The organism is Amycolatopsis sulphurea, from assembly GCF_002564045.1.
GTDB classification, from domain to species: domain Bacteria; phylum Actinomycetota; class Actinomycetes; order Mycobacteriales; family Pseudonocardiaceae; genus Amycolatopsis; species Amycolatopsis sulphurea.
Window position 1 is genome coordinate 720,351 of record NZ_PDJK01000002.1, and the last position, 22,766, is coordinate 743,116.

General features: G+C 69.7%; 24 protein-coding genes. 9 read left to right on the plus strand and 15 right to left on the minus strand.

Features of this window, described 5'->3' with window-relative positions; all coding sequences use genetic code 11:
• The first annotated feature begins 63 nt into the window (after positions 1-63).
• Positions 64-708: a TetR/AcrR family transcriptional regulator gene (locus ATK36_RS09305; protein WP_245914541.1), complete on the plus strand. Its 645-nt coding sequence runs from the start codon at positions 64-66 to the stop codon at positions 706-708.
• 17 nt (positions 709-725) lie between these two features.
• Entirely contained in the window at positions 726-1,625 is a 900-nt protein-coding gene (locus ATK36_RS09310; protein WP_098510890.1) for a carboxymuconolactone decarboxylase family protein, read from the plus strand.
• Positions 1,626-1,638: 13 nt separating this feature from the next.
• On the opposite strand, the gene ATK36_RS09315 is transcribed toward ATK36_RS09310, so the two are convergent.
• Entirely contained in the window at positions 1,639-2,688 is a 1,050-nt protein-coding gene (locus ATK36_RS09315) for a sensor histidine kinase (protein WP_211291840.1), read from the minus strand.
• Positions 2,685-3,344: a response regulator transcription factor gene (locus tag ATK36_RS09320; protein ID WP_098510891.1), complete on the minus strand. Its 660-nt coding sequence runs from the start codon at positions 3,342-3,344 to the stop codon at positions 2,685-2,687. The genes ATK36_RS09315 and ATK36_RS09320 overlap by 4 nt, the downstream gene beginning before the upstream one ends.
• A 100-nt stretch (positions 3,345-3,444) precedes the next feature.
• Here ATK36_RS09320 and mptB point away from each other — a divergent pair, with 100 nt between their 5' ends.
• Complete coding sequence (mptB, locus tag ATK36_RS09325) at positions 3,445-5,274, plus strand: polyprenol phosphomannose-dependent alpha 1,6 mannosyltransferase MptB (protein ID WP_098510892.1); 1,830 nt, start codon at positions 3,445-3,447, stop codon at positions 5,272-5,274.
• Between the two features lie 277 nt (positions 5,275-5,551).
• Here the strand turns inward: mptB and ATK36_RS09330 are convergent, their stop codons facing one another.
• Both ATK36_RS09330 and ATK36_RS09335 read right to left on the minus strand, forming a co-directional pair.
• Entirely contained in the window at positions 5,552-6,046 is a 495-nt protein-coding gene (locus ATK36_RS09330; protein ID WP_098510893.1) for an SRPBCC family protein, read from the minus strand.
• Entirely contained in the window at positions 6,000-6,389 is a 390-nt protein-coding gene (locus ATK36_RS09335; protein ID WP_098510894.1) for an ArsR/SmtB family transcription factor, read from the minus strand. The genes ATK36_RS09330 and ATK36_RS09335 overlap by 47 nt, the downstream gene beginning before the upstream one ends.
• Positions 6,390-6,508: 119 nt before the next feature.
• On the opposite strand from ATK36_RS09335, the gene ATK36_RS09340 reads away from it, so the two are divergent.
• Positions 6,509-7,504, plus strand: coding sequence for an NAD(P)/FAD-dependent oxidoreductase (locus ATK36_RS09340; RefSeq protein ID WP_098510895.1), 996 nt, complete (start codon positions 6,509-6,511; stop codon positions 7,502-7,504).
• A 497-nt stretch (positions 7,505-8,001) separates the two neighbouring features.
• On the opposite strand, the gene ATK36_RS09345 is transcribed toward ATK36_RS09340, so the two are convergent.
• The 5 genes from ATK36_RS09345 to ATK36_RS09365 all read right to left on the minus strand — a co-directional run bounded on the left by ATK36_RS09345 (position 8,002) and on the right by ATK36_RS09365 (position 12,627).
• The gene (locus tag ATK36_RS09345; protein ID WP_098510896.1) at positions 8,002-8,763 is read right to left on the minus strand and encodes an HAD family acid phosphatase; all 762 of its coding nucleotides are present in this window, start codon (positions 8,761-8,763) and stop codon (positions 8,002-8,004) included.
• Between the two features lie 14 nt (positions 8,764-8,777).
• The gene (locus ATK36_RS09350) at positions 8,778-10,007 is read right to left on the minus strand and encodes a class I SAM-dependent methyltransferase (RefSeq protein ID WP_170069674.1); all 1,230 of its coding nucleotides are present in this window, start codon (positions 10,005-10,007) and stop codon (positions 8,778-8,780) included.
• A 1-nt stretch (position 10,008) separates the two neighbouring features.
• Positions 10,009-10,974: a class I SAM-dependent methyltransferase gene (locus tag ATK36_RS09355; protein WP_098510897.1), complete on the minus strand. Its 966-nt coding sequence runs from the start codon at positions 10,972-10,974 to the stop codon at positions 10,009-10,011.
• Positions 10,971-11,750, minus strand: a complete 780-nt coding sequence (locus ATK36_RS09360) for an enoyl-CoA hydratase/isomerase family protein (RefSeq protein WP_098510898.1) — start codon at positions 11,748-11,750, stop codon at positions 10,971-10,973. The genes ATK36_RS09355 and ATK36_RS09360 overlap by 4 nt, the downstream gene beginning before the upstream one ends.
• 64 nt (positions 11,751-11,814) lie before the next feature.
• The gene (locus tag ATK36_RS09365) at positions 11,815-12,627 is read right to left on the minus strand and encodes an ABC transporter ATP-binding protein (RefSeq protein ID WP_098514749.1); all 813 of its coding nucleotides are present in this window, start codon (positions 12,625-12,627) and stop codon (positions 11,815-11,817) included.
• A gap of 315 nt (positions 12,628-12,942) precedes the next feature.
• Here ATK36_RS09365 and ATK36_RS09370 point away from each other — a divergent pair, with 315 nt between their 5' ends.
• Positions 12,943-13,485 (plus strand): cysteine dioxygenase, encoded by a 543-nt coding sequence (locus tag ATK36_RS09370; protein ID WP_098510899.1) that lies wholly within the window; start codon positions 12,943-12,945, stop codon positions 13,483-13,485.
• On the plus strand, positions 13,485-13,880 hold the full coding sequence (locus ATK36_RS09375) for a rhodanese-like domain-containing protein (RefSeq protein WP_098510900.1): 396 nt from the start codon (positions 13,485-13,487) through the stop codon (positions 13,878-13,880). Before ATK36_RS09370 ends, ATK36_RS09375 begins: the two co-directional genes overlap by 1 nt.
• 192 nt (positions 13,881-14,072) lie before the next feature.
• Here ATK36_RS09375 and ATK36_RS09380 read toward each other — a convergent pair whose 3' ends face one another.
• Genes ATK36_RS09380 through ATK36_RS09390 form a run of 3 tightly spaced genes read right to left on the minus strand, consistent with a single transcriptional unit; the run spans position 14,073 to position 15,356 of the window.
• Complete coding sequence (locus ATK36_RS09380; RefSeq protein WP_098510901.1) at positions 14,073-14,774, minus strand: hypothetical protein; 702 nt, start codon at positions 14,772-14,774, stop codon at positions 14,073-14,075.
• Positions 14,774-15,121, minus strand: a complete 348-nt coding sequence (locus ATK36_RS09385; RefSeq protein WP_098510902.1) for a hypothetical protein — start codon at positions 15,119-15,121, stop codon at positions 14,774-14,776. The genes ATK36_RS09380 and ATK36_RS09385 overlap by 1 nt, the downstream gene beginning before the upstream one ends.
• A 16-nt stretch (positions 15,122-15,137) precedes the next feature.
• Positions 15,138-15,356: a hypothetical protein gene (locus tag ATK36_RS09390; RefSeq protein ID WP_098510903.1), complete on the minus strand. Its 219-nt coding sequence runs from the start codon at positions 15,354-15,356 to the stop codon at positions 15,138-15,140.
• Positions 15,357-15,524: 168 nt separating this feature from the next.
• Between ATK36_RS09390 and ATK36_RS09395 the strand changes: the two genes are divergently transcribed.
• On the plus strand, positions 15,525-16,349 hold the full coding sequence (locus ATK36_RS09395) for an HARBI1 family protein (RefSeq protein ID WP_098510904.1): 825 nt from the start codon (positions 15,525-15,527) through the stop codon (positions 16,347-16,349).
• 34 nt (positions 16,350-16,383) lie between these two features.
• Here the strand turns inward: ATK36_RS09395 and ATK36_RS09400 are convergent, their stop codons facing one another.
• The gene (locus ATK36_RS09400; protein WP_141544401.1) at positions 16,384-16,995 is read right to left on the minus strand and encodes a hypothetical protein; all 612 of its coding nucleotides are present in this window, start codon (positions 16,993-16,995) and stop codon (positions 16,384-16,386) included.
• A gap of 298 nt (positions 16,996-17,293) precedes the next feature.
• Between ATK36_RS09400 and ATK36_RS09405 the strand changes: the two genes are divergently transcribed.
• A complete protein-coding gene (locus tag ATK36_RS09405) occupies positions 17,294-17,557 on the plus strand; it encodes a hypothetical protein (RefSeq protein WP_098510906.1) in 264 nt (87 codons plus the stop codon).
• A gap of 4 nt (positions 17,558-17,561) precedes the next feature.
• Here ATK36_RS09405 and glgP read toward each other — a convergent pair whose 3' ends face one another.
• Positions 17,562-20,105, minus strand: coding sequence for an alpha-glucan family phosphorylase (gene glgP, locus ATK36_RS09410; RefSeq protein ID WP_098510907.1), 2,544 nt, complete (start codon positions 20,103-20,105; stop codon positions 17,562-17,564).
• Between the two features lie 124 nt (positions 20,106-20,229).
• On the opposite strand from glgP, the gene ATK36_RS09415 reads away from it, so the two are divergent.
• Positions 20,230-21,672 (plus strand): neutral zinc metallopeptidase, encoded by a 1,443-nt coding sequence (locus tag ATK36_RS09415; RefSeq protein WP_098510908.1) that lies wholly within the window; start codon positions 20,230-20,232, stop codon positions 21,670-21,672.
• Positions 21,673-21,745: 73 nt separating this feature from the next.
• Here the strand turns inward: ATK36_RS09415 and ATK36_RS09420 are convergent, their stop codons facing one another.
• Entirely contained in the window at positions 21,746-22,720 is a 975-nt protein-coding gene (locus ATK36_RS09420) for a tetratricopeptide repeat protein (protein ID WP_098510909.1), read from the minus strand.
• Between the last annotated feature and the right edge of the window lie 46 nt (positions 22,721-22,766).

Consider the following 22,766-nt stretch of genomic DNA (forward strand, 5'->3'; position numbering starts at 1 on the left):
TATACGCGCGTATAGTCTGCTGCGCATAGGAACAGCAGACTATACGTACGGCTAGGAGAATGGGTGACCGTCGTTCCCCGCGATCCCGAGGACCTGACCGCCCGTGCCCGGATCCGGGACGCGGCGATGGCGCACTTCGGCGAGTACGGGTTCGAGCGGGCCACCATCCGCGGGATCGCCGAGACCGCGCAAGTTTCACCGGGTCTGGTCCGGCACCATTTCGGTGCCAAACAAGGCCTTCGCGAAGCCTGCGACGCACATCTGGTCAAGCTGGTCCGGCAGCTCGCCGACCAGACGCAGGCCGGCCGCGGGCTCGGAAACGGCAATCCCATCGCCGCAGCGAGAGCGGCGGTGGGACCGTACGAGAGCTACCTCGCCCGCGCCCTCGTGGAAGGCGAGGCCGCGCCGTTGTTCGACGAGATGGTCGAACTCGGCGCGCAATGGCTCGCGGACGCGGACGCAGCCCGGAACCGCAATGACCCGCCGGCCGCCGACGCCAAAGTCCGCGCGGCCGTCACGACCGCGATGGCGTTGTCCATCACCGTGCTGCACAAGCACATCTCCCGTGCGATCGGGACCGATGTGTTCAGCACCGACGGTGACGAACTCCTGGCCAGGGCGTTGATCGACCTCCATTCGCACCCACAGCTCAGCCTCAAGGAGGCCCGGACCGCGCTCGACGCCCTTGATCGGCAGCACCGGCACTGACAAGTAAGGACCCAGCCATGGCACCGGCAAACACCATGCGCATCCCTCCCCTGCCGCTCGACGAGATGGACCCCGAGCAGCGCAGACTGGCCAACCTCGGCGCCGACGCCGTGGTCCAGGTGCTGGCCAGGGCGCCTGAGTTGATGCGGGCGTCCTCCGCCCTCGGCGGTTTCCTGCTCGCGCAGGGGACGATGGCCCCGCGTATCCGGGAGCTGACGATTTTGCGGGTCGCGCTCCGTTGCCAGGCCCCTTATGAGTGGGCCAACCACGTGCCGGCCGCGCTGGGCAGCGGGGCCACCGAAGCAGAGATCGTCGCGCTATCCGACCCTGATGCGGTCTGGGACAGCGAAGACGCCGCCGTGCTCCGCGCCGTCGACGAGTTGTGCGCCGAGGACGTCGTGTCCGATCCGACATGGGCCGCGCTGGCCTCGGCCTGGGACCACGCACAGATCCTCGAACTGTTGTTCCTCGTCGGGTATTACCGCATGATGGCGGGATTCCTGAACTCCGCCGGCGTTCCGGTGAAGCCAGGCCAGCCGCAGCTCGGCGTGTGCGGACATCCCGAATCCGCTGTTCCGGCACCAGTCGCCACGCGGCCGAGGAGCGGAAAGACCGGCGTCACGGGCACTTGGCAGCTCACCTTCACCCATCCCGCGGGCAGCAAAGAGCTGATCCTCGACCTCACGACGGTGGGCGGAACCGTGCGCGGCTCGATCTATGACACCCAGCTCGAGGTCACCGTGCCGATCGTATCCGGCACGGTCGAGGGCGGGCAGGTGGACTTCACCGCGGAAGTCACCGACCCGGCGCGGTTCGACGTGCACGTGAGCGCCATTGTGGACGGTGACGTGCTCACCGGTTCGGTCACCATCAAGGGCGGCGGGACGTTCCCGGTGTCCGGTTTCCGGCGCGGCTGAGCCACGAACCCGGTCAGGGCAGCGTGACGTCGACCCGTAAACCGCCGTCCGCGCCGGGCACCGCGGTGACCTTGCCATGGTGCGAGGCGGCGATCGAGTTCACTATGGACAGTCCCAGACCGGCTCCGTCGCGATGGTTCATGCGGTCCGCGGACAACCGGCGAAACGGCTCGAACAGCGACTGGACCGCTTCCGCGGGCACTGGTTCACCGGTGTTGCGCACCGACAGCGCCGGCTCCCCGCAGACCACCACCTCGACTCGCCCACCTGCGCGGTTGTACTTGATCGCGTTCTGCACGAGGTTGCTGATCAACCGTTCCAGCAGCACCGGATCTCCTGGCACGGTTCGTTCGGCCAGTGTCCGGGTCAGCGTCAGGTCATGTTCGGCGAATCGGTCCTCATAGGACGCGAGAACCGAGGAGGCCAGCTCGTCCAGCCGCACCGGCACGGTGCCGGGCAGCCCACGGTCCGCCTCGGCGAGCACGAGCAGCCCCTCGATCAACCGCTCGTTGCGCTCGTTCACCAGCAACAGCTGCGAAGCCAGCCGGCGCGTGTCCTCGTCACTGCCGGTCACCATCGCCACTTCGACCAGAGTCCGTTGCACAGCAAGGGGTGTACGCAGCTCATGCGAGGCGTTCGCGGCGAATCGCCGTTGTCCTTCGAAACCGATGGCAACCCGGTCGAGCATGTCGTTGACCGCGACCGCGAGCTGGCGAGCCTCTCCCGACAGCGACTGCACCGGCATCCGCTGGCCCAGGTTCTGCGGCCCCACTTGCTCGACCGACTCCACCACGTCCGGCAGCAGCCGCAGCACCCAGCTCGCCAGCGGCCGGCTCAGTATCAGAGGCAGCACGACGATCGAGATCAGCACCACGATCCAGAGGATCGCGCCCCAGTCGCTACGGCAGGCAGTCGTGCGCGGGCACACCTTCCAGTCCAGATAGGTCCCGATCGGGATGAGAACCGCGTTGGACATCGAGAAGGCCAGCAGCAGGCTCAGCGCGGTCACCGCTGCGCAGGCCCAGCGGATCCGGCTGTGCAGCGACCTGCGTGGGCCCCTCATGCGCCGATCCGGTATCCGGCGCCCGGCACGGTCTGGATCACCGGTGGGTTGCCCAGCTTCCGCCGCAGCGTCATCACCGTGACCCGCACCGTATTGGTGAACGGATCGGCGTGCTCGTCCCAGGCCTTCTCCAGCAGCTCCTCCGGGCTGACCACTCGCCGCTGCGCCCGCAGCAGCACCTCAAGGACGGCGAACTCCTTGGGGGACAACGACAATGTCCGGCCGTCCCGGGACGCGAATCGCTTCGCCGGGTCGAGCCGCACCCCCTCGCAGTCGAGCACCGGGGGCAACGCGGGCAGCGCACGCCGGGCGAGCGCGTGCAGCCGGGCGACGAGTTCGGCGAAGGCGAAGGGCTTGGTGAGGTAGTCGTCCGCGCCGAGGCCAAGCCCGTCCACCCGGTCGCGGATGCCGGCCGCGGCGGTCAGCATCAGCACGCGGGTTTCGCCTGCACTCGCCGCGATCTTGCGGCAGACCTCGTCGCCGTGCACCAGCGGCAGGTCCCGGTCCAGCACGACCACGTCGTACCGGTGCACCATCACCCGTTCGAGCGCGGCGTCGCCGTCATAGCAGACGTCCACCGCCATGCCCAGGTGCCGCAGTCCTTCGGTGAGCGAGTCGGCCAGCAACTGCTCGTCCTCCGCCACGAGTATCCGCATCAGGTTTTCCTCACGAGAACCAGTACATCGCCGCCGGGATAAAGATCGGATAAGTGCCGATCTTAACGGCCGGAGACGCGCCGCTGGCTACACCTGGGGCATGGTTTTCGCCGAAAGGTGCGGGACGCACCGGTTCGCCACGCTGGCCGGGTTCGCCGGCATCGGATTGATCGTCGCCGGCGCGTTCGGCTCGGGCGCACGGCCCGGGGCGCCCGCTCCGGCGAGCTGGAGCAACGTTCTGTTGTACCTGGGCATCGGAGTGTTACTGGCGGCTTGGGTCCGATTGGGCCACCTCGTCCGCACAGGCTCGGCGAGCGCCGTCGACATCCGCCGGGCGGTGTGGCTGTGGGCTGTACCGCTGCTGGTCGCACCACCGTTGTTCAGCAACGATCTGTACACCTACCTCGCGCAGGGCGCGGTTGCCCAGGCCGGGCTTGATCCGTACACGCATGTGCCTGCGGAGTTGTCCGGTGCACTGATCGAGAACGCAGGCGGGCACTGGCTCTCGGTTCCTTCGCCCTACGGGCCGCTGTTCATCCTGGTGGTGAAGTCCGCACTCGGCCTGACCGGCGGAAATCCGCTGTTCAGCGCGCTACTCACCCGGCTGGTGATGGTGGCCGGGCTGTGGTTGCTGTGCCGCGCGATCCCGGTTCTGTGCCGCCACCTCGGCGGAGCACCGGCCGGTGCATTGTGGATTGTCGCGGCGAACCCGCTGGTACTGCTGCACCTGGTGTCCGGCGGGCACAATGATCTGCTGATGATCGGCCTGCTGGCCGCCGGCGTCGGCCTTGTGCTCGACCGCGCCGCGGTGCGTGGGTTCGCACTGGTGGCGATGGCGGTTGCGGTGAAGGCGACGGCGGGGGTGGCGCTGCCGTTTCTGGTGTGGGTCTGGGTGGCTCAGCGGTCCGGCTCCGGGCCGACGTGGCGGGAGTTCCTGCGCGCCGTCGTCCTCTCGGTGTCCACAGTGGTCGTCTCTTTTGGACTGATCAGCGGGCTGGCCGGGGTCTCCCTCGGGTGGATCAAGGCGCTGGATGGGAATTCGGTGCTCGAACCGCTGCTTTCGGTGCCGACTGCGCTGGGGAAGATTGCCGCCCTACTGGTGCCTGGTTTCGATTCCGGGCAGCTGGTTCCGGGTTTCCGGACGGCCGCGTGGTTCGTACTGGCCGGGGTGGTCGCCTGGCTGTGGTGGCGGTCGCGGCGGAGTGCGGTCACCGCCGTTCGTGGCGCCGCGGCGGCGTTGCTGGCCACTGTGCTGTGTTTGCCCGTGGTCTTGCCTTGGTACTACAGCTGGCCCCTGGCCCTTGGCGCGGCCGTTCGGTGGCGGGTCACCTGGATCGCTTTCGCCGCAGGCTTTTCCGCCTTCCTGGTGGTGAGCAGCCAGACGGACGGGAGTACCCCGCTGCCACTCTGGGGGTACATGGCCGGGTTCGTGTTCTCGATCGCCGTCGCGGCCGGCACGCGGCTGCGGAAAAGGACGTGCTTGCCGGGTGATCGTGCTGGTAGGCTTTCGGTATTGAGGATGTACACCGTTCTTGCTCCCGGGTGGGGATCTCCCGTCCAGCGCGCGGACTTGCGTGACGCGCTGAAGGCGGCTCTGAAGAACCGTGACCGTGCGGCTATCGGCGCGCTGCGCTCCGCCTTGGCCGCGATGGGCGGTGTGGCAGCCGTGCCGGTGGCTGGGGGCTCGGTCGCTGAGGGCGGTCGGGTGGCAGGCGCCGCGGGCGGCCTTGGTGTGGGCGAAGCTCAGCGCGGTGAGCTTTCCGATGCCGGCGTTCGCTCGGTCGGGTCGACCGTCTCGGTCGTGGAGAACGAGGGGCGGGAACGGGCGGCGAATGTTGAGGGGTGCGGGCGGCGGCCACGGCCGGAACAAGCCGGACGGCTCTGTGCGGGGGCGGCTGTGCCGCTGCGGCGGGTCGAACTCGTGGACTGACCAGGGTGCGGTTTCCCCGCCAAGGTGGGCGCTTCCGGTGGGGACTGCCGACCAAGGCGTAGCCGCCCGTCCAGGCGGGGACTTCGGTGGGATGAGACTTCCCACCAGGGTGCGCTCCCTGCCAAGGCGGGGGCTTCCGGTGAGGACTCCCGACCAAGGCGTAGCCGCCCGTCCAGGCCGGGACTCCGGTGGGATGAGACTTCCCACCAGGGTGCGCTCCCTGCCACGGCGGGCGCTTCCGGTGGGGTCGGAAAGCTGCCGGGTGGCGGGAAACAGTTCAGGCCAGTGAGAGTGCCAGTTCCTCCAGGATTACCAGTTGTTCCTGCAGGCCGACCTCCATGCCCGACTCCAGGATCATGTCGCGGAGTTCCTGGGAGTGGGTTTCGGTTCGCATGGTCACGGTGGTGCGGCCGGCGTCCTCGGTGAACGTCACCGTGACCACGGGTGCACCTTCGTCGGTCGCGCCGGGGATTTCGTACACCTCCGTGTACACCAGTCTCTCGTTCGGGAGGACTTCTCGGTATTCGCCGTGAAAAGCGACTTCGAAGCCGCCGTTCGCGATCATCACGTAGCGCCAGCGGCCGCCGGGGCGCAGGTCCAGTTCCACGTCCGTGGTCTTGCCGCGGTGACCTGCCCACCAGCGGCGGACCAGGTCCGGAGTGGTCCAGGCGCGGTAGACGAGATGCCGCGGGGCGGCGAACTCGCGGGTGATCAGGATCTGGTCGTCAGCGGGCAGGGTCACCTTCGCCGCGCCGGTTCCGGGCTGTGTCATGGTCGTGCTCCTCCTCGGTCCGGCCGAGCTCCGTCACCACAGAGTCCAGCAGGTCGAATCGCTCTTCCCAAGTGCGCTCGTACCGGCGCACCCAATCGTGGATCGGCTTCAGCGCGGCGCCGTTGACCCGGTAGACCCGCTGCCTGCCGGCGTCGCGCACCTCGACCGCACCCACCGCACGCAGCACCCGCAGATGCTTCGACACCTGCGGCTGCCCCAGCCCGAGCAGCCGGACGAGATCGTGCACGGGGCGTTCCCCCTCGGCGAGGAGGTCCAGGATCTCCCGCCGCCGGGGTTCGGCCACGGCATTGAACACGTCCGTGGTAGTCGCTGCTCGCGCCATGCAGGCATCATATTCCCATATGGGCATGAGTCAAGCTTTTGCTGTTTCCGCAAATAGTTTTGCCAGGGTTCCGGGTTATCCGGATAGTCCTGGGCAGGCACCGGCAACAGGAGGAAGCAATGAAGAAGTACGACGTGGTGGTGGTCGGCGGCGCCGCCGCGGGGCTGAGCGGGGCGGTGGCACTGGCCCGGTCGCGTCGCTCGGTGCTGGTGGTCGATGCCGGCGAACCGCGGAACGCGCCGGCCGGTCACGTGCACAACTACCTCGGCAGGGAGGGCACTCCCCCGGCCGAGCTGCTTGCCATCGGAAGGTCCGAGCTGGCCGGTTACGGCGGTGAAATGATGAACGGGACGGTCACCTCGATCACTCGGCACGAAGACGGCGAGTTCACCGTCCAGCCGGCCGGTGAACCGGCCGTCCGCGCCCGTCGCCTTCTGGTGACGACCGGACTGAAGGACGAGCTGCCCGAGGTGGCCGGACTGGCGCGACGGTTTGGCCGCGACGTGCTGCACTGCCCGTACTGCCACGGCTGGGAGGTCCGCGACCAGGCCATCGGGGTCCTGGCAACCAGCCCGATGAGCCTGCACCAGGCGCAGATGTGGCGACAGCTGAGCGATGACGTCATCGTCTTCCGGCACACGACACCGGCGTTCGACGTCACGGAGCTGGCCGAGCTGGCAGCGCGCGGCATCCGGGTCGTCGACGGGGCGGTGGCCGCGGTCGAGGTTTCGGACGACCGGCTCACCGGCGTCCGGCTGGAATCGGGCGAAGTGGTGGCGCGGGAGGCGCTGGCGATCGCGCCCCGGTTCGCCGCGCGGGCCGAATTGCTGGCGCCGCTCGGATTGACGGTGGAGGAAGTGGAGCTCAACGGCCACGTGCTCGGCACCCAGGTGCCTACCGACGAATCCGGCGCGACGGCTGTGCCGGGCCTGTGGCTGGCCGGGAATGTCACGAACATGATGGCGCAGGTCTCGGTCTCCGCCAGTGCCGGACTCGCAGCGGGGGCGGCGATCAACCGGAGCTTGATCCAGGAGGAGGTCGCCGAGGCGGTGCGGCAGAGCGGGGAGCCGGACAGGACCGGACGTGTGGTCGCCGCGGCGGGGCGGAAACTCTAGACGTGGCAGGGGGAACCGAAGTGAACGGCAAGGACCCGGCTCGCGCGAAGGAAAGGTGCGGACTGCCAGCGCACACCTGACCGTCGTCCGGCATAGCAAGAAGTCCAAAGTTGATTGACGGTCATCGAGACATTCGAGTCACGTACCCAAAGGGAAGTGTGAACTTCTCGCATTGCACTCAGCACCAGGACAACACACCCACAGTCCGCAGCCGGGAACATTCGGGCCACGCTCGCGAGGGTACGCACCAATCCCCACGCACGTCCGGCAACCGTCTGACATGCGACTCAAGTCCACAGTAGACGTCCGACCGCCGAGTCGCTCGGGTCAACGACCAAGGAAAGCGCGAGCCCCCTGGCGACAGACTTTAGCGTCAACTTAGTCCGAAGTGGACAAACAAGCCGACGAAGCACTCAGGGCTACACACCGAAGCGAACCCGCCACGAGCCTGTCCGCGCTGCCCGAGTCCGAAGTAGACCCGGGCAGCGCGGGCGGGGTCAGGGCAGGTAGTACATCGGGTTCGGCAGCTTCACCGGGTACGATGCGTAGCCGCCCTCCAGGTCGCTGAACTGGTCGCCGACGTTGAGCACGATGGTCGCGCCGGTCTTTTCGAGGTGCGCGCGGGTGCCCGACTTGTACTGCACGGTGTTGCACTTCAGGCCGCACGGCAGGTAGTCCGGGGCGGTCGTCGCGGGCTTGAAGAATGCACCTGCTGGAGCGGGAAAGCCTTCGTTCGCCAGGTTCTTCAGCGACTGCGGGCCTTGCGGTTCGGAGCGACCAGTCAGAAAGTAGACCGCCACCCCGCGCTGTGCGGCCCAGTTCGCCAGTTCCAGCACCGGCTTGTTGGCCGGGAAGGTTCCGTCGTCGATCGCCTGCTGCTGTTTGGCCGGGTCGAAGCCGAAGTCGTTGTCGGCCTCCCAGCCGTAGGTGACCTCGGAGGTGTCGTCGACGTCGAGCACGATCGCCGGGTTGTGCACCCGGCCCAGCTGCTGGGCGAGGTGCCGCTTCGCGTCGGCGACCACGCGCTTGGTGTCGGAGACGAACCGGCTCGTGTCCGAGTAGTGGTGCTTGCCCGAGGCGTCGAGGTAATCGCCGTAGTAGGCCTTGACGTCGTTCTTCGCCTGGCCGATGTTGGCGGGCTCACGGCCGTGCGCGGCGGTGACGTCGTCCGAGCCGGCGAGTGCGGTCGCGCCACCAGCCACGGTGGCACCGACGGCCGCGGCGGCGGCAAGCTTGACGAGAGTGGGAAAACGGGACAAGACAACCCCTCTGACTAAGGCGAATACGGCGAGCCCGCCGAACCTACGCCCGGCCCGTCCGCCGGTAAACCCCCCGAAAGGATCCGTTCGGCCCGGCAGAGGAACGCCACCGGCGAACGGCCGATCCGCGTCAGCACCACAGTGGACTCTTCGGTGCCTCGTAGTTTCAGCCTGCGCCGCAACGCATCCGGGTCCACGTCGAGACCACGCACCAGGATCTCCAGCCGTCCGACGTCGAATCGCCGCAGCGCAGCGGCCAGCGCCTTTTCCCGGTAGGGCAGCTGCTCCAGCACGCGGAAAGCCCGGCCGGGCGGTGGGGTGTCGCCGGTCAGGTAGGCGATGCGCTCGTCCAGCTGCCACAGGCCGTGCCGGGCCGCGTAGTGCCGGACGAGGCCGGCCCGGACCACCGCGCCGTCCGGGTCCACCAGCCACTGGCCCGGCGGGCGCACGGGGAGGTCGTCCGGCTCGGCATCGGTGACAGTCCATTGTGTACCGTCCGAACGCAGCACTGTGGCGCGCCGGGTGACCTCAGTGGACGAATCGCGCCAGAGGCAGGCCTCCCGGACCTGACCGTCCAACGACACCAGTTCGACTTCCGACGCCCACGGCGCGATGGAGAAATCCATACCCGGCGCGCACTTCACCGACAGAACCCGGCCGGGATAGGCGTCGACCAGTTCGTCCAGCGGGGGCAGGAAATCCGCAGGGCGCCACACCCGGCGACCGGCGGAGTCCCGGCGCGCCGGATCGGCGACGACCGCGGCCTCTCTCGACACCGGACGCAACGCGTCGGCCTGGACTACCGCCGCAGGAACCGAGGCCATCGAGGCGTTGTGCCGCGCCATTTCCAGGCGCACCGGGTCCACATCGGACCCTAGGACGACCCGGGCCGACTTGGCCAGTTCGACCAGATCGGCCCCGACCGAACAGGTGACGTCGTGCACCACCAGGCCGGCCAGCCGCGCGGCCCGGTGCCGGGCGACGGGAGTGGCGCTCGCCTGCTGGAGCGCGTCCGCGGTGAACAGCCACTCCCCCGCGTCCGCGATCTTCGACGCCGATTTCCGGCGCAGCGTCACGGTTTCCAGCACCGCGGCGGCACGCTCTCCGGCCACGCGACGCATCGCGGTCACGTCGGCGATCCGCGACGCATCGGTCAGCGGCAGCTCGGCGCACGCCGCGAGCGCCGCCGTTCCCGCGGCAGAGCGCAGGAAGGCGACGTCGTCGACGGTGAATCGGTAGGTCAACTCAGGACGGCCGCTTGGTGCCGGTGATCATCACGTTGTAGAACAGCTCCCGCGGCAGCACCTTCGACAGCACCTTCTTGTCCAAAGCGGACAGCCGCAGCCACAGGTGATAGGCGAACAGCCGCCAGCGCACGGTGAGCTTCTCCTGCGGCACCGCGGCCTCGAACGTGCGGATCGGCCAGCCCGCCAGCGCGGCGGAGAACTCCTCGGTGACCGCGCGGACATCCTGCGCCCCGGCCCCGCGAGCCGTTTTCTCCAGCTCGGACGGGTCGAAAGTGTGGATGTCGACCACGGCCTCCAGCGCCGCCGCGCGCGCGGATTCGTCCAATTCGGACTGTGGCCGCCGCCAGGCGCCCAGCACCGGCAGCTTCGTCAGGTTCGTGGTCAGGTACCAGGTGAGCCGGCCGAGCCGGCGCGCGTAGCGGTCGCCGATCTTGGTGGGCTCACCGGCGAACACGAACCGGCCGCCGGGCTTGAGAACTCGCAATACCTCGCCGAACGCCTGGGCCACGTCCGGGATGTGATGCAGCACCGCGTGCCCGACCACCAGGTCGAACGTGTTGTCGTCGTACGGAATCCGCTCCGCGTCGGCGACCCGGCCGTCGACGTCGAGGCCGAGGTTCTCCGCGTTGCGCAACGCGACCTGGACCATGCCCGGTGACAGGTCGGTGACCGAGCCCTTCTTCGCGACCCCGCCCTGCATCAGGTTCAGCAGGAAGAAACCGGTGCCGCTGCCCAGCTCCATCGCGTGCGAGTAGGGCTGCCCGTCCGCGCCGGCGACCGCGGTGAACACGTCGGTGGCGTAGGAGATGCAGCGCTCGTCGTAGGAGATCGACCACTTCTCGTCGTAGGTCCCGGCTTCCCAGTCGTGGTACAGGACGTTCGCGAGCTTCGGGTCGTCGTAGGCCGCTTTGACCTCTTCGGCGGTGGCGTGCGGATTCGGCGCCGGATCGGCCACCGCGGTCACTTCCCCTCGAAAGTGGCCTTGCCCGGCCCGTTCTCGATGAACGACCGCATGCCGTTTTTCTGGTCCTCGGTGGCCCACAGCGCGGTGAACAGCTGGGTCTCGATCTTCAGGCCGGTGGCGAGGTCCACATCGAGGCCCGCGTCGATGGCGGCCTTCGCGGCCCGCAGCGCGATCGCAGGACCATGCGCGAACTGCGCGGCCCACTTGTGCGCGGTGGCGTACACGTCGTCCGGCGCCACGACCTCGTCGACGATGCCCAGTTTGAGCGCTTCCTCGGCCTTCACGAACCGGCCGGTGAAGATCAGGTCCTTGGCCTTGCTCGGGCCGATCAGCCGGGCGAGCCGCTGGGTGCCGCCGGCCCCCGGGATGATGCCGAGCTGCACCTCCGGCTGGCCGACCTTCACGTTGTCGCCGGCCACCCGGTAATCCGCGGTCAGCGCGAGTTCGAGGCCGCCGCCGAGCGCGTAGCCGGTGATCGCGCTGACGACCGGCTTCGGGATGTTCGCGACCCGGGCCAGCGACGCGGTCAGCTCGGCGCCGAACTTCGCGATCTCCGGGTAGGTGCGCGCGGCCATCTCCTTGATGTCCGCACCGCCGGCGAAGGTCTTCTCCCCGCCGTAGAGGATCACCGCGCGCACGTCGTCGCGGTCGGAGGCCTCGCGGGCAGCCTCGGCCAGCTCGGCCTGCAGCTGGTTGTTCAGCGCGTTGACCGGCGGACGGTCCAGCCGGATCGTGCCGATCCCGCCCTCGACCTCCAGGGTTACGAACTCTCCCACGATGTTTCCTCCTCGTCGGCGGGACCCGCGGACCGCCCGCGGGCTACCCATCGGTACGGCCAACCTACCTGCGGCGCGCGAAGAACCGTGCGCCCGAGCGCTGCAGCACCAGGTCCTGATCGAAGGTCTTGGACAGGTTCTCGCCGGTGATCACGTCGTCCACCAGGCCGGACACCACCACGCGGCCCTCGCGCAGCAGCAGTGCGTGGGTGAACCCGGGCGGGATCTCCTCCACGTGGTGGGTGACCAGCACGGTGGCCGGCGCGTCCGGGTCCATGGCGAGGGACGACAGCCGGGCCACCAGGTCCTCCCGGCCGCCGAGGTCGAGACCGGCGGCCGGCTCGTCGAGCAGCAGCAGCTCCGGATCGGTCATCAGGGACCGGGCGATCAGCACGCGCTTGCGCTCGCCCTCGCTGAGCGTGCCGAAGGTGCGTTCGGCCAGGTGCGCGATGCCGAGCGTGCCGAGCAGCTCCGCGGCGCGGTCCAGGTCGAGTTTGTCGTATTCCTCACGCCAGCGGCCCATCACCGCGTAACCGGCACTGACCACCACGTCACCGACCAGCTCCTCACCGGGCACGCGCTGGGCGATCGCGGCGGAGGTGAACCCGATGCGCGGACGCAGGTCGAAGATGTTGACCCGGCCGATCCGGTCGCCGAGCAGGTCCACCTCGCCGGTGGTGGGGTGCAGTTCGGCGGCGGCCAGGCGCAGCAGCGTGGTCTTGCCCGCCCCGTTCGGGCCGAGCACCACCCACCGCTCGTCCAGCTCGACCGACCAGTCGAGGTCTGCGAGGAGGTCGTTGCCGGTGCGGCGGACGCCGACACCGGCCATCCGCACCACCAAGTCGTCAGGGTCGCTGGGCAGGATCGGCTCGCTCACGCGCCCATTGTGGCGGCCCGCGCCGACCCGCACGCACCCGCCCGGGGTAACCGGTTCCGGCCGCTGCGGTGGTCCAGCGGATGAGACGCCCGGCAGCGGGCCGCCGCGCTGTGGCACCATGCGGACGTGATCGTTTCCGCGCCTGTCGACCGCCCGGTCAGCCGGGGCTCGTTCTGGCGCCGTCGCGCGATCGATCTCCTTCTCGTCGCCTCCTGCGGGTGTACCCGGGCGCGATGAGCACGGCGGATCCCTGTCCGCAGGTGCTCCGTCGCGCTGCCGTGTCCAGCCGTTTCCACACCCACCCCAGGAGCACCGTTGACCACCTCGATCAGCCCTTCGTCCGTCGAAACCCATCCCCAGCTGACCGACCCGCTGCTGGCCGAACTGCTGCACCCGGCCCGGCTGCTGTGGACCCCGCGGGAGCTGGCCGAGCTGACCCGCACCGTGACCACCGAGCTGACGTCCGGACTGCGCGGCATCCTGCGTTTCGACGCGGATCGACGCTGGTGGGCGCGGCTCGCGCTGACCGACGGCGTAGAGCTGTGGCTGTTGTCGTGGCTGCCCGGCCAGCACACCCAGCCGCACGATCACGGCGGCGCGGCCGGTTCGTTCACCGTGCTGCAGGGCGAGCTGGGTGAGGAGTACCGCTACCCCGGCGGGCCGATCCGCCGCCGCACGCACGTGACGGGCGAGGGCATCGGCTTCGGGGCCGGGCGGGCGCACCAGGTGACCGGCATCGGCGACCGGCCCGCGGCGAGCGTGCACGCGTACTCGCCGCCGCTCGTGCCGACCCGCGCGTACTCGACGCTGGCCGACGTGCCGAGCGAGATTCCCGCGCTGCCCGCGATAATCCGCTGATGACCGCGATCGACACCCGCCTCGCCGACGCTCGGTCCACATTGGACCGAGCGGATCCGGCACGCGCGGCGGACCTGCAAGCCGCGGGTGCGCTGCTGATCGACATCCGCCCGTACGAGAACCGGCTCGCCGAAGGCGAGATCCCCGGTTCGGTCGTGGTCGAGCGGATCCACTTGGAATGGCGGCTCGCGCCGGACAGCGAATGGCGGCTGCCGGGGGTGACCGCGGACACAGTGGCCGTGGTGGTGTGCAACGAGGGATACGCGTCCAGCCTCGCAGCCGCCGATCTGCAGCGGCTCGGCCTGCGCCGGGCGACGGACCTGGCCGGCGGTTTCCGGGCGTGGGCGGCGGCCGGGCTGCCGGTGCAGCCGGGCGGGAGTCCGGCGGTTCCCTAGGCCAGAGTCGGTTTCGTGGGGGGCCGGCGGGACTTATTGCGGCTTGCAGCTTCGCCGTCGTCGATGTCCGTGAAGGGGCCCTTCACGGAATCAGAGTCCAGGGTGTCGGCAAAGTCGGTGTGAGGGGCCCAGCGCAGGTGCGGAGGTCCGTGAAGGGCCCCTTCACGGACTCTGAGTCCGTCAGGGGCACCCTCACGGACCCGAAACCTGAAGTCCGTAACCCGACCGTCCAGGTGGATCAGGAGCCTCCGGTGCCAGACGGGCGCCGATGGTTCCGCCGAGCGCCTGGAAATGCCGGAGGACGGCGTCGCTGAGGGCCTGAAGGTCCGCGTTCGTGCCGCCGGGCACCGGGAACTGCGCCACGGACCAGGCGGAGGGCCGCGTGCTGGTCTCGGTCGGCAGGACCAGCGCGGGGATCTCCGGCAGACGCAGGTTCGCGTCGGGCGAGGAGAGGGCCACCGGCGCCAGCGCGGGAAGATCACCGAGGGTGGCCTTCATTTCTTCGAGTGCCGTGCTGGCCTCGTCCAGCACGCGGGCCGCGTCGGCGGCGTGGTGCCCGCGTTCGGTCAGCATCTCGGCCAGGCTGGGGCCGGAGGTGTCCTCGGGGAAGCGCCGGGACAGGTCTTCCGCGGCATCCGCGTAGCGGTGGAGTGCGTGCGTCGCGGCGCGGTGAGCTTCGGCCGTGCGCCGGATCTGGTCGAGCTGCTTCTCGCGCACGGCGTCGTAGGCTTCGGCGCCGCCGCCCGACCACCATCGGGCGTGGGTGCGCGCGGTCAGCTCCGCTTCGACCGGTTCGAGCAGCACCACCACCCGCCGGCACCGCTCGGCCTCCGCGCGCATGAGCCCGAAGATGTCCGACCACGACGGGGGCGGGCCGGTGTAGCCCTGCGCCATCAGCCGAGTGCCTTCCGGATGCCGTTCGGGTCGGCGTCGGATCCCTCCGTCGCCCGGCCCATTTCGTTGATCGCGGCCTCGGCCTCGGCCTCGTACGCGGTGTAGTGCTCCACCGCGAGCCGCACGCGTTCGGCAAGCTTCGCCAGGTCGGTGGCCACCAGCTCCCGGGAACGCACGGAAGCCTGCTGGAACCGCTCCAGGCTCTTGGCCAGCAGCACTTCACCCGCCCGGTCGGGGCGGACGCTGAACTGGAGCGCGCCGCGGCCGGTCTCGAACTCCGTGTGCCGATCGGTCAGCCTGCCCGCGACCTCGCGCAGCCGCGCGGGGTCGGCTTCGTAGCCGGTCATCGTCCGCCCTGCCGCCTCAGGATCCGGCCATCGTGCGCAGCACGGCGGGCGGCAGCGAGACCGTCCGTTCGGTGCCGCTGCCCGGCACCGCGCTCGGGTTCACCAGCACGCCGGTGGGCTTCCCGCGGCGCACGGCCGCGGTGGCCAGCTCGCGGCCCGACCAATGCCGGATCCCGGACCACCGGTCGCCCACCACCCCGCGGTATCGCTCAAGCGTCCGATCGTCGGTGAACACGCAGTGAGGCTTTCCGGGTAAGCATCTGTGACGCTGGGTGACAGCCTGGGTGTGGTCGTTGCTGGCGGTGGTGACACGCCGAAGTTGTTGTGGTGCAACGTAAAGACGCGGAACCTCGGTATGAATTTGGTCCTACCACAGATCAACTTCATAGAGGTTCCGCGCCTGATGAGTGTGTCATACACCGCGACCTTGCCGGTACGCGACCAGACCGTGCTGTACCTGTCGAGCCTGTTGCACGCCGAACGGGTGCGGCGCGGTACCCGCAAAGATCGCCGGGTTCTGACGACGTTCAAGCAGGCGGTCTTGGTGCTGCGCTGGTTTCTCGACGGCACTCGCGTCAAGCAGCTCGCCGTCGACAACGCGATCGGCAAGTCCACCGTGTACACCTATCTCGAGGAGGGGTTCACGGTGCTCGCCGCCCAGGCACCCGCGCTCGAGTCAGCGTTACTGGCGGCGAAAATGGCCGGGCACAGCCACATTTCCATCGACGGCACCCTGATCGAGACCGACCGGGTCCGCACCCCCGGACCCACCGACGGGGTGGACCTGTGGTGGTCGGGCAAACACTCCAATCATGGCGGCAACATCCAGGTCATCACCGCCCCCGACGGCTGGCCCCTGTGGACCTCCGACGTGCGGCCGGGCCGCGAGCACGACACCACCGCACTGCGCGAACACCCCGAGATCCTGCCCGCCCTGGCCACCTGGATCGCCGAGAACACGCCCGCCCTGGGCGACCTGGGCTACGAAGGTGAAGCCGACACCATCACCGTCGCGTTCAAAAAACCGAAAGGCGGCGAACTCACCAAGGAACAGAAGACCCACAACAAAGCCCACAACGGGAAACGAGCGATCGGCGAACGCGGAAACTCCTTGCTGAAGACCACGTTCAAGGCGCTGCTCAACATCAGCCTCTGTCCATGGAAGATCGGCACCATCGTCGCAGCCGCCCTCGTCATCCTCCACATCGAGCACGACCGCACAACATGATCACCCACAGCGACCAACCGTTACCCGGAAAAGCTCAGTACCACTCGCAGTCCGGGCCGAGCGAGGCGACCAGCGGGCCGTCCCCGAGCAGCGGGACCCGCAGCCGTTCCTGCGGGAACCGGGAAAGGACGTAGCGCGGCAGGTCGACGAATGCCTCGACGGCGGACAGCTCACCACGTCGGGACGCCGCCTTTTGCCCGGCGAGCAGTACGCGGGCGGCGGCCAGCTGCGCGGATTCGAGCGGCCGTTGTGGACGACGGACGCTTTCCGCTATCCGGGCGGTGAATAACTCGCGTTGGTCATCGCATTTGGTGCGGCCCGCGCCGAGCCGGGCGAACCGGCCGCGCAATGTCCGGGATTCCGCGTCCTGGGTCAGGCCGACGTTGAACGCGGCCCAGAACACCTCGGCCAGACCGGGGTCGCCGAATTCCGCGAGGACCGCCGCGAGCCGGGCGACCACGATGACCCGCACCAGCTCCGGGTCGGCGTCCTCGGGCACCTGCCAGCGCCGTCGCAGCTCCAGGCCGAGAAACGACCGCAGGTCCGCGCGCCAGACCCCTCTTCCCTTGTGCAGTGCCTCGATCGCCTTCGGCATCGCGCCGCGTACTGGGAATTCCCCTCGTCGCACGTGTTCCGACGGACCCACGTGGCCCTCCTTCCCGCCCAGGGCGCTGATCTTAAACGAAGAACGCACACCGGGAATCCGGAATATTCCACCGTGGTCCGGACCACTCGTGTGAACTGGGAAAACGCGGAAAAGACGTGGAATTCTGTGCGGGAAACCACGGGGTAATCACGGTCCGACAGAGCGAGGTGACATCGCGTATCGGGTATCGGCCGCGACTTTCCCGCGAGAACCACCGGAATGGCGGTGTGCCCGCAGCCGCCGAGGTTAGGTTCGGGAAAACGGACCAGCCCGTGGGTCCGGGAATGGGGAGAGACCGGTGGAACTCGCGATGATCGTCGCGCTGTCGTTGCTCAGCGGCGCCAGCCTGACTGCACTGCAGGCGTGCTGGCGCGCGCGGCGCCGGCTCGAACGGCGGCTGGCCGAATCGGCGCAGGTCTGGCCGGTGTGGCCGGAATACCGCCCGTACGACCAGCCGTGGCCGGTCGTCGTCCGGCAGCCGGTGCAGTACCCGGCCGTGCCTTCGCAGCCGGTGCGGAGGTACTGGCCGCACGAGGTGCGTTACCCGCCGAACCGGCGGTGAGACCTCAGGCGAGCACCACTCTGGCCAGCTCCGCGGGGCTGGCCAGCAGTGGATGTTTCGGCAGCACGCGCACGGTGTAGCCGATCGAGCCCGCGCGTGGCAGCCGGAAGGTCGCCGCGAACGCGCCGATACCGTCGCTCTGCATCGGGACCAGGGCGGTGTCGGTGAGTTCGTCGCCGTCGCCCACCCGGCCGACCACGGCTTGGACGTCCACTTCGGACGGATCAAGGCCGGCGAGGTCGATCCGGGCGCGCACGGTCACCTCGGTACCGACCACGAACCGCTCGGTGCGGTCGTAGCGCAGCTCGGCATCGAAGATCCGCACGCGCGGCCACGCGACTTCGAGCTTGGTGCGGTAGTCGGCCAGCGACAGCGCACCGCGGTAAGCATTGTCAGTCGCCGCAGCAACCATCCGGGAAGCGGGCAGGTAGCCCGAGTCCACGTACTCGCGCACCATCCGCGAAGCCTGCACGCGCGGGCCGAGTGTCTCCAGCGTGTGCCACACCATGGACAGCCAGCCGGTGGGCACGCTGTCCTCCCCGGTGTCGTAGAACAGCGGCGCGATCTGCTGGCCGAGCAGGTCGTACAGCGCGGCGGCCTCCAGGTCGTCGCGGCGCAGCGGATCGGTCACGCCGTCCGCGTTCGGGATGGCCCAGCCGTTGGAACCGTCGTAGCACTCGTCCCACCAACCGTCGCGGATGGACAGGTTGAGCCCGCCGTTGAGCGCCGACTTCATCCCCGACGTGCCGCACGCCTCCAGCGGCCGCACCGGATTGTTCAGCCACACGTCACAGCCGCGGTAGAGGTAGCGGGCCATGGACATGTCGTAGTCCGGCAGGAAGACGATCCGGTGCCGCACCGCGGGATCGTCGACGAACCGCACGATCTGCTGGATCAGCTGCTTGCCGTTCTCGTCCGCCGGATGCGACTTCCCGCCGACCACGATCTGGATCGGCCGCCGCTCGTCCAGCAGCAGGGCGCGCAGCCGGTCCGGATCGCGCAGCATCAGCGTGAGCCGCTTGTACGTGGGCACCCGGCGGGCGAAGCCGACCGTCAGCACGTCCGGATCGAAGACCCGGTCCGTCCAGCCCAGCTCCAGCGCCGACGCGCCGCGCTGCATCCACGCCGCGCGCACCCGGCGGCGGACTTCGGCGACCAGCTTCTCTCGCAGCTCCCGACGCAACGCCCACAGCTGCTCGTCGCTCACGCCGTCGCGCAGCGAACTGCCCGGCGCGCGGCCTTCGTGGCCGAACTCGTCGTGGTTGCCGCCGAGCAGCGCGCTCAGCTCCCGCGCGACCCAGGTCGGGCCGTGCACGCCGTTGGTGATGGACGAGATCGGCACCTCGTCGTCGTCGAATCCGGGCCACAGCCGGGAGAACATCCGCCGGGTGACCCGGCCGTGCAGCTCGGAGACGCCGTTCGCGCGCTGGGCCAGCCGCAAGCCCATGTGCGCCATGTTGAACAGGCCGGGGTTGTCCTCCGCGCCGAGCTGCAGCACCCGGCGCACGTCCACATCGGGCACCAGCCGCCCGTCGGAGAAGTAGCGCTGCACGAGGTCCACCGGGAACCGGTCGATGCCCGCGCTGACCGGGGTGTGCGTGGTGAACACGGTGCCCGCCCGGACCGCCGGGAGCGCCTCGTCGAAGGCCAGCCCGTCGGCCTGGACGATCTCGCGGGCACGCTCCAGCCCGAGGAAGCCGGCGTGCCCTTCGTTGGTGTGGAACACCTTCGGCTGCGGATGCCCGGTCAGCTCGCAGAACTTGCGCACCGCGCGGAACCCGCCGATCCCGGCGAGGATCTCCTGCCGGATGCGATGGTCGGCGTCGCCGCCGTAGAGCCGGTCGGTCACCGGGCGGAGGTCCTCGTCGTTGGCCTCGATGTCGGTGTCGAGCAGCAGCAGCGGAATCCGGCCGACCCTGGCCCGCCACAGCTGCGCGCGCAACTCGCGGCCACCGGGCATGGCGACCTCGACCAGCACCGGGCGGCCGTCCTCGGTCACCAGCTCCAGAGGGAAGGCGTTGGGGTCGATCACCGGGTAGTGCTCGACCTGCCAGCCATCCAGCGACAGGCCCTGGCGGAAGTAGCCCGACCGGTAGAGCAGGCCGACACCGACCATCGGCACGCCGAGATCGGACGCGGCCTTGAGGTGGTCGCCGGCCAGCACGCCGAGCCCGCCGGAGTAGTTCGGCAGCGCCTCGGTGACGCCGAACTCCATGGAGAAGTACGCCACCGCCGCCGGCAGGCCCTCGTCGGTGCGACGCTGGTACCAGCGCGGTTCGATGAGGTAACGCTCCAGCCCGGCCGCGGCCTCGTCCGTGCGGCGCAGGAAATCCTCGTCCACGGCCAGCTCTTCGAGCCGCTGCGGGGGCAGCGCGGTGAGCATCCGCAGGGGGTCGCGGATCCGGTCGAACAGCTCGGCGTCCATCGACGCGAACAGGTCGCGGGTCGGAGGATGCCAGGTCCAGCGAAGATTGGTGGCCAGTGCGCCGAGGCCGGCGAGCGGCTCGGGCAGACTGGCGCGAACGGTGAACCGGCGGACTGCACGCATGGTCAGCGACCATATCGGGCCGGCGCCGGCGGCGCGCGTGGCCCACTTGGGGCAATGTGCCCGTCCAGGGCGTACACGCTCGGTAGTCTCCGGAAGCCGAAACCGGGGATGGGAGCGAGGGAACATGAGCCGAGGGGGACGCGCGCTGGCGATGGTTGTGGTGGCCGGGCTGGTGGGCACGACGGCGTGCAGTGGCACGAGCGCTGCTCCGGTGACACCGGGAGCGGGCAACGTCGCGGGGCTGCCGGTGACCCATTTCGAAAGCGGGCTCAAGCCGGGCGCGGCCACACCGGACCTGCAGGTGCGCGGAGCCGAGGGCGGTACCGATGACCAGCTCGCCACCGCCGCGATCGCGGATGTGCAGGCGTACTGGTCGACCATGCTGCCCGCGCAGTTCGACGGCACCGCCTTCAAACCGGTGACCTCGCTGCTGTCCTACGATTCGCGCCGCGACCGCGAGGAAACCGCCTGCGGCAGCGTCAAGGAACTGGTGAACGCGTTCTACTGCGCCCGCGACGATTCGGTGGCCTGGGACCGCGGGGTGCTGCTGCCGATGCTGCGCAAGCGATTCGGCCCGATGGCCGTGGTGACCGTGCTGGCGCACGAGTTCGGGCACGCCATCCAGTACCGGCTCGGCGACCGCGCGGGGATCACCAAGGTCACCCCGACCGTGGTGAAGGAGCAGCAGGCGGACTGTTTCTCGGGCAGTTACTTCCGGTGGGTCGCGGGGGGCAGCAGCAAGTACTACCAGGTGTCCACCACCGAGGGCCTGGACCAGGTGCTGGCCGCGCTGTTCCTCATCCGCGACCAGGCGGGCACGAGCGGGACCGGCCGGCAGGCCCACGGCACCGCCTTCGACCGCACGTTCGCGTTCCAAACCGGGTTCGAGAAAGGCCCGAAGGAATGCGCCGCGATGAACGCGGCGAATGTCCAGGCGCGGCTGACCGAGCGGCCGTTCGACGCGGGCGACCGCGGCAAGGGCGACGCGAAGTTCGGCGAAAGCACGCTGCAGCCGGTGAAGACCAGCCTGGACGAGGCGTTCCGCGGCGCGGGTGTGAAGGCCCCGCAGTTCGTCCCCGGCAGCGGCAGCTGCCCGGCCGGCGGCCCGAGCACCCCGCCCGTCTCGTACTGCCCGGACGACAACACCGTGCAGCTGGACCTCGATCGGCTCGCGGACCTGGCCCAGCCGGTGGACCAGCAGGCCGAGCTGGCCGGCCACACCACGACCGGGATGGGTGATTTCGCGGCGTTCGCCGAACTCGCGTCTCGTTACGCGCTCGGCATTCAGAAGGGCGTCGGCGCCTCGCTCGACAACGCGAACGCGGGCCTGCGCACGGCCTGCCTGGTCGGCGCATGGGCCGGGTTCACCCACCGGCCGGGCGCCTCCGGCAAGCTGCGGCTCTCGGCGGGCGATCTGGACGAGGCGATCGCCGACCTGCTGCGGCCGGAGGGGCTGGTCTCGGCCGACGTCCGCGGGAAACGCCCGGACAGCGGGTTCGATCGAGTGGAAGCTCTCCGGCGTGGCTACCTGGAGGGTTCGGCCGTCTGCTCGAAGCAGTATCCTTGACCGGTACGACGAAGGCCCGGTGTCCTCGGCCGGGGACACGGGGCCTTCGTCGTGCGTTTACGCGGGCTTCCGCTCAGTACAGCACGCTGGCCAGCTCGCGGCGGGCCCTGCCGACCCGCTCGTCGGCCGGGTCGAACAGCTCGAACAGGGCCACCAGGTGTTCCCGGACCCGGTTGCGGTCCTCCCCCGCGGTCCGCCGGACCGCGCCGATCAGGCGGCGGAAAGCGGCTTCCACGTCCTGTCCGGCGACCTCCAGATCGGCGGCGGCGAGCTGGGCGTCCAGATCGGCCGGATCGGCGTCCGCCTTCGCCCGGGCGTCCGGGTCGGCAGCCTCCGCCCGAGCCGTGAACTTGACCTGGGCCAGGGCGTTGCGGGCCAGGGCGTTGGCCGGTTCGGCGTCCAGGATGCGCTCGTAGGCGGCCTGCGCGGCGGCGAAATCACCCCGTTCGAAGGCTTCCTCGGCCTCGGTGAAGCGCGGGTCCTCCGGCTCCTCGACCGGGCCGCGGGCCTCCTCGGCGGCCCGGATGCCGGGCAGGCGGTCGCGCAGGGCGTCCAGCAGCGAGTCCAGCCACTTGCGGATCTCCGGTTCGGGCAGCGCCCCCGAGAACGCGTCGACCGGCTGACCGCCGGCGATCGCCACCACGGTAGGGATCGACTGCGCGCCGAACAGCTGCGCGATGCGCGGGTTGGCGTCCACATCGACCTTGGCCAGCACCCAGGCGCCGCCGGCATCCGCGGCCAGCCGCTCCAGCACCGGGCTGAGCTGCTTGCACGGGCCGCACCATTCGGCCCACAGGTCCACGACCACGAGCTGGTTCAGCGAGCGCTCGACCACATCGGCCTGGAAGCTCGCCTCGCTCACCTCGAGCACTGCCGCCGACGGGGGCGCGGACCCCCCGGCGGGCGGCGGGGCGCCGTCCGCGGGCGGGGCCGGGGGCCGGCTCTGGGCCGCCTCCGCCCGTGCCTTGAGCGCGGACAGGTCGACCGCGCGGGACAATGCGGCGGACAGCGCCGCCGGGTTTCCTGCAGATCCGCGTGGGTTCGTCACACCTCCATCCTGCCACCCCACGCCGGGGCGGGGTGGCAGGAGTCCC

What these genes read in the sequence shown, in the direction of transcription:
- ATK36_RS09310 (WP_098510890.1), top strand. Translation starts at nt 726, where the DNA reads ATGGCACCGGCAAACACCATGCGCATCCCTCCCCTGCCGCTCGACGAG.
- ATK36_RS09315 (WP_211291840.1), bottom strand. Translation starts at nt 2,688, where the DNA reads ATGAGGGGCCCACGCAGGTCGCTGCACAGCCGGATCCGCTGGGCCTGC.
- ATK36_RS09320 (WP_098510891.1), bottom strand. Translation starts at nt 3,344, where the DNA reads ATGCGGATACTCGTGGCGGAGGACGAGCAGTTGCTGGCCGACTCGCTC.
- mptB (WP_098510892.1), top strand. Translation starts at nt 3,445, where the DNA reads ATGGTTTTCGCCGAAAGGTGCGGGACGCACCGGTTCGCCACGCTGGCC.
- ATK36_RS09330 (WP_098510893.1), bottom strand. Translation starts at nt 6,046, where the DNA reads ATGACACAGCCCGGAACCGGCGCGGCGAAGGTGACCCTGCCCGCTGAC.
- ATK36_RS09335 (WP_098510894.1), bottom strand. Translation starts at nt 6,389, where the DNA reads ATGGCGCGAGCAGCGACTACCACGGACGTGTTCAATGCCGTGGCCGAA.
- ATK36_RS09340 (WP_098510895.1), top strand. Translation starts at nt 6,509, where the DNA reads ATGAAGAAGTACGACGTGGTGGTGGTCGGCGGCGCCGCCGCGGGGCTG.
- ATK36_RS09375 (WP_098510900.1), top strand. Translation starts at nt 13,485, where the DNA reads ATGACCGCGATCGACACCCGCCTCGCCGACGCTCGGTCCACATTGGAC.
- ATK36_RS09380 (WP_098510901.1), bottom strand. Translation starts at nt 14,774, where the DNA reads ATGGCGCAGGGCTACACCGGCCCGCCCCCGTCGTGGTCGGACATCTTC.
- ATK36_RS09385 (WP_098510902.1), bottom strand. Translation starts at nt 15,121, where the DNA reads ATGACCGGCTACGAAGCCGACCCCGCGCGGCTGCGCGAGGTCGCGGGC.
- ATK36_RS09395 (WP_098510904.1), top strand. Translation starts at nt 15,525, where the DNA reads ATGAGTGTGTCATACACCGCGACCTTGCCGGTACGCGACCAGACCGTG.
- glgP (WP_098510907.1), bottom strand. Translation starts at nt 20,105, where the DNA reads ATGCGTGCAGTCCGCCGGTTCACCGTTCGCGCCAGTCTGCCCGAGCCG.
- ATK36_RS09415 (WP_098510908.1), top strand. Translation starts at nt 20,230, where the DNA reads ATGAGCCGAGGGGGACGCGCGCTGGCGATGGTTGTGGTGGCCGGGCTG.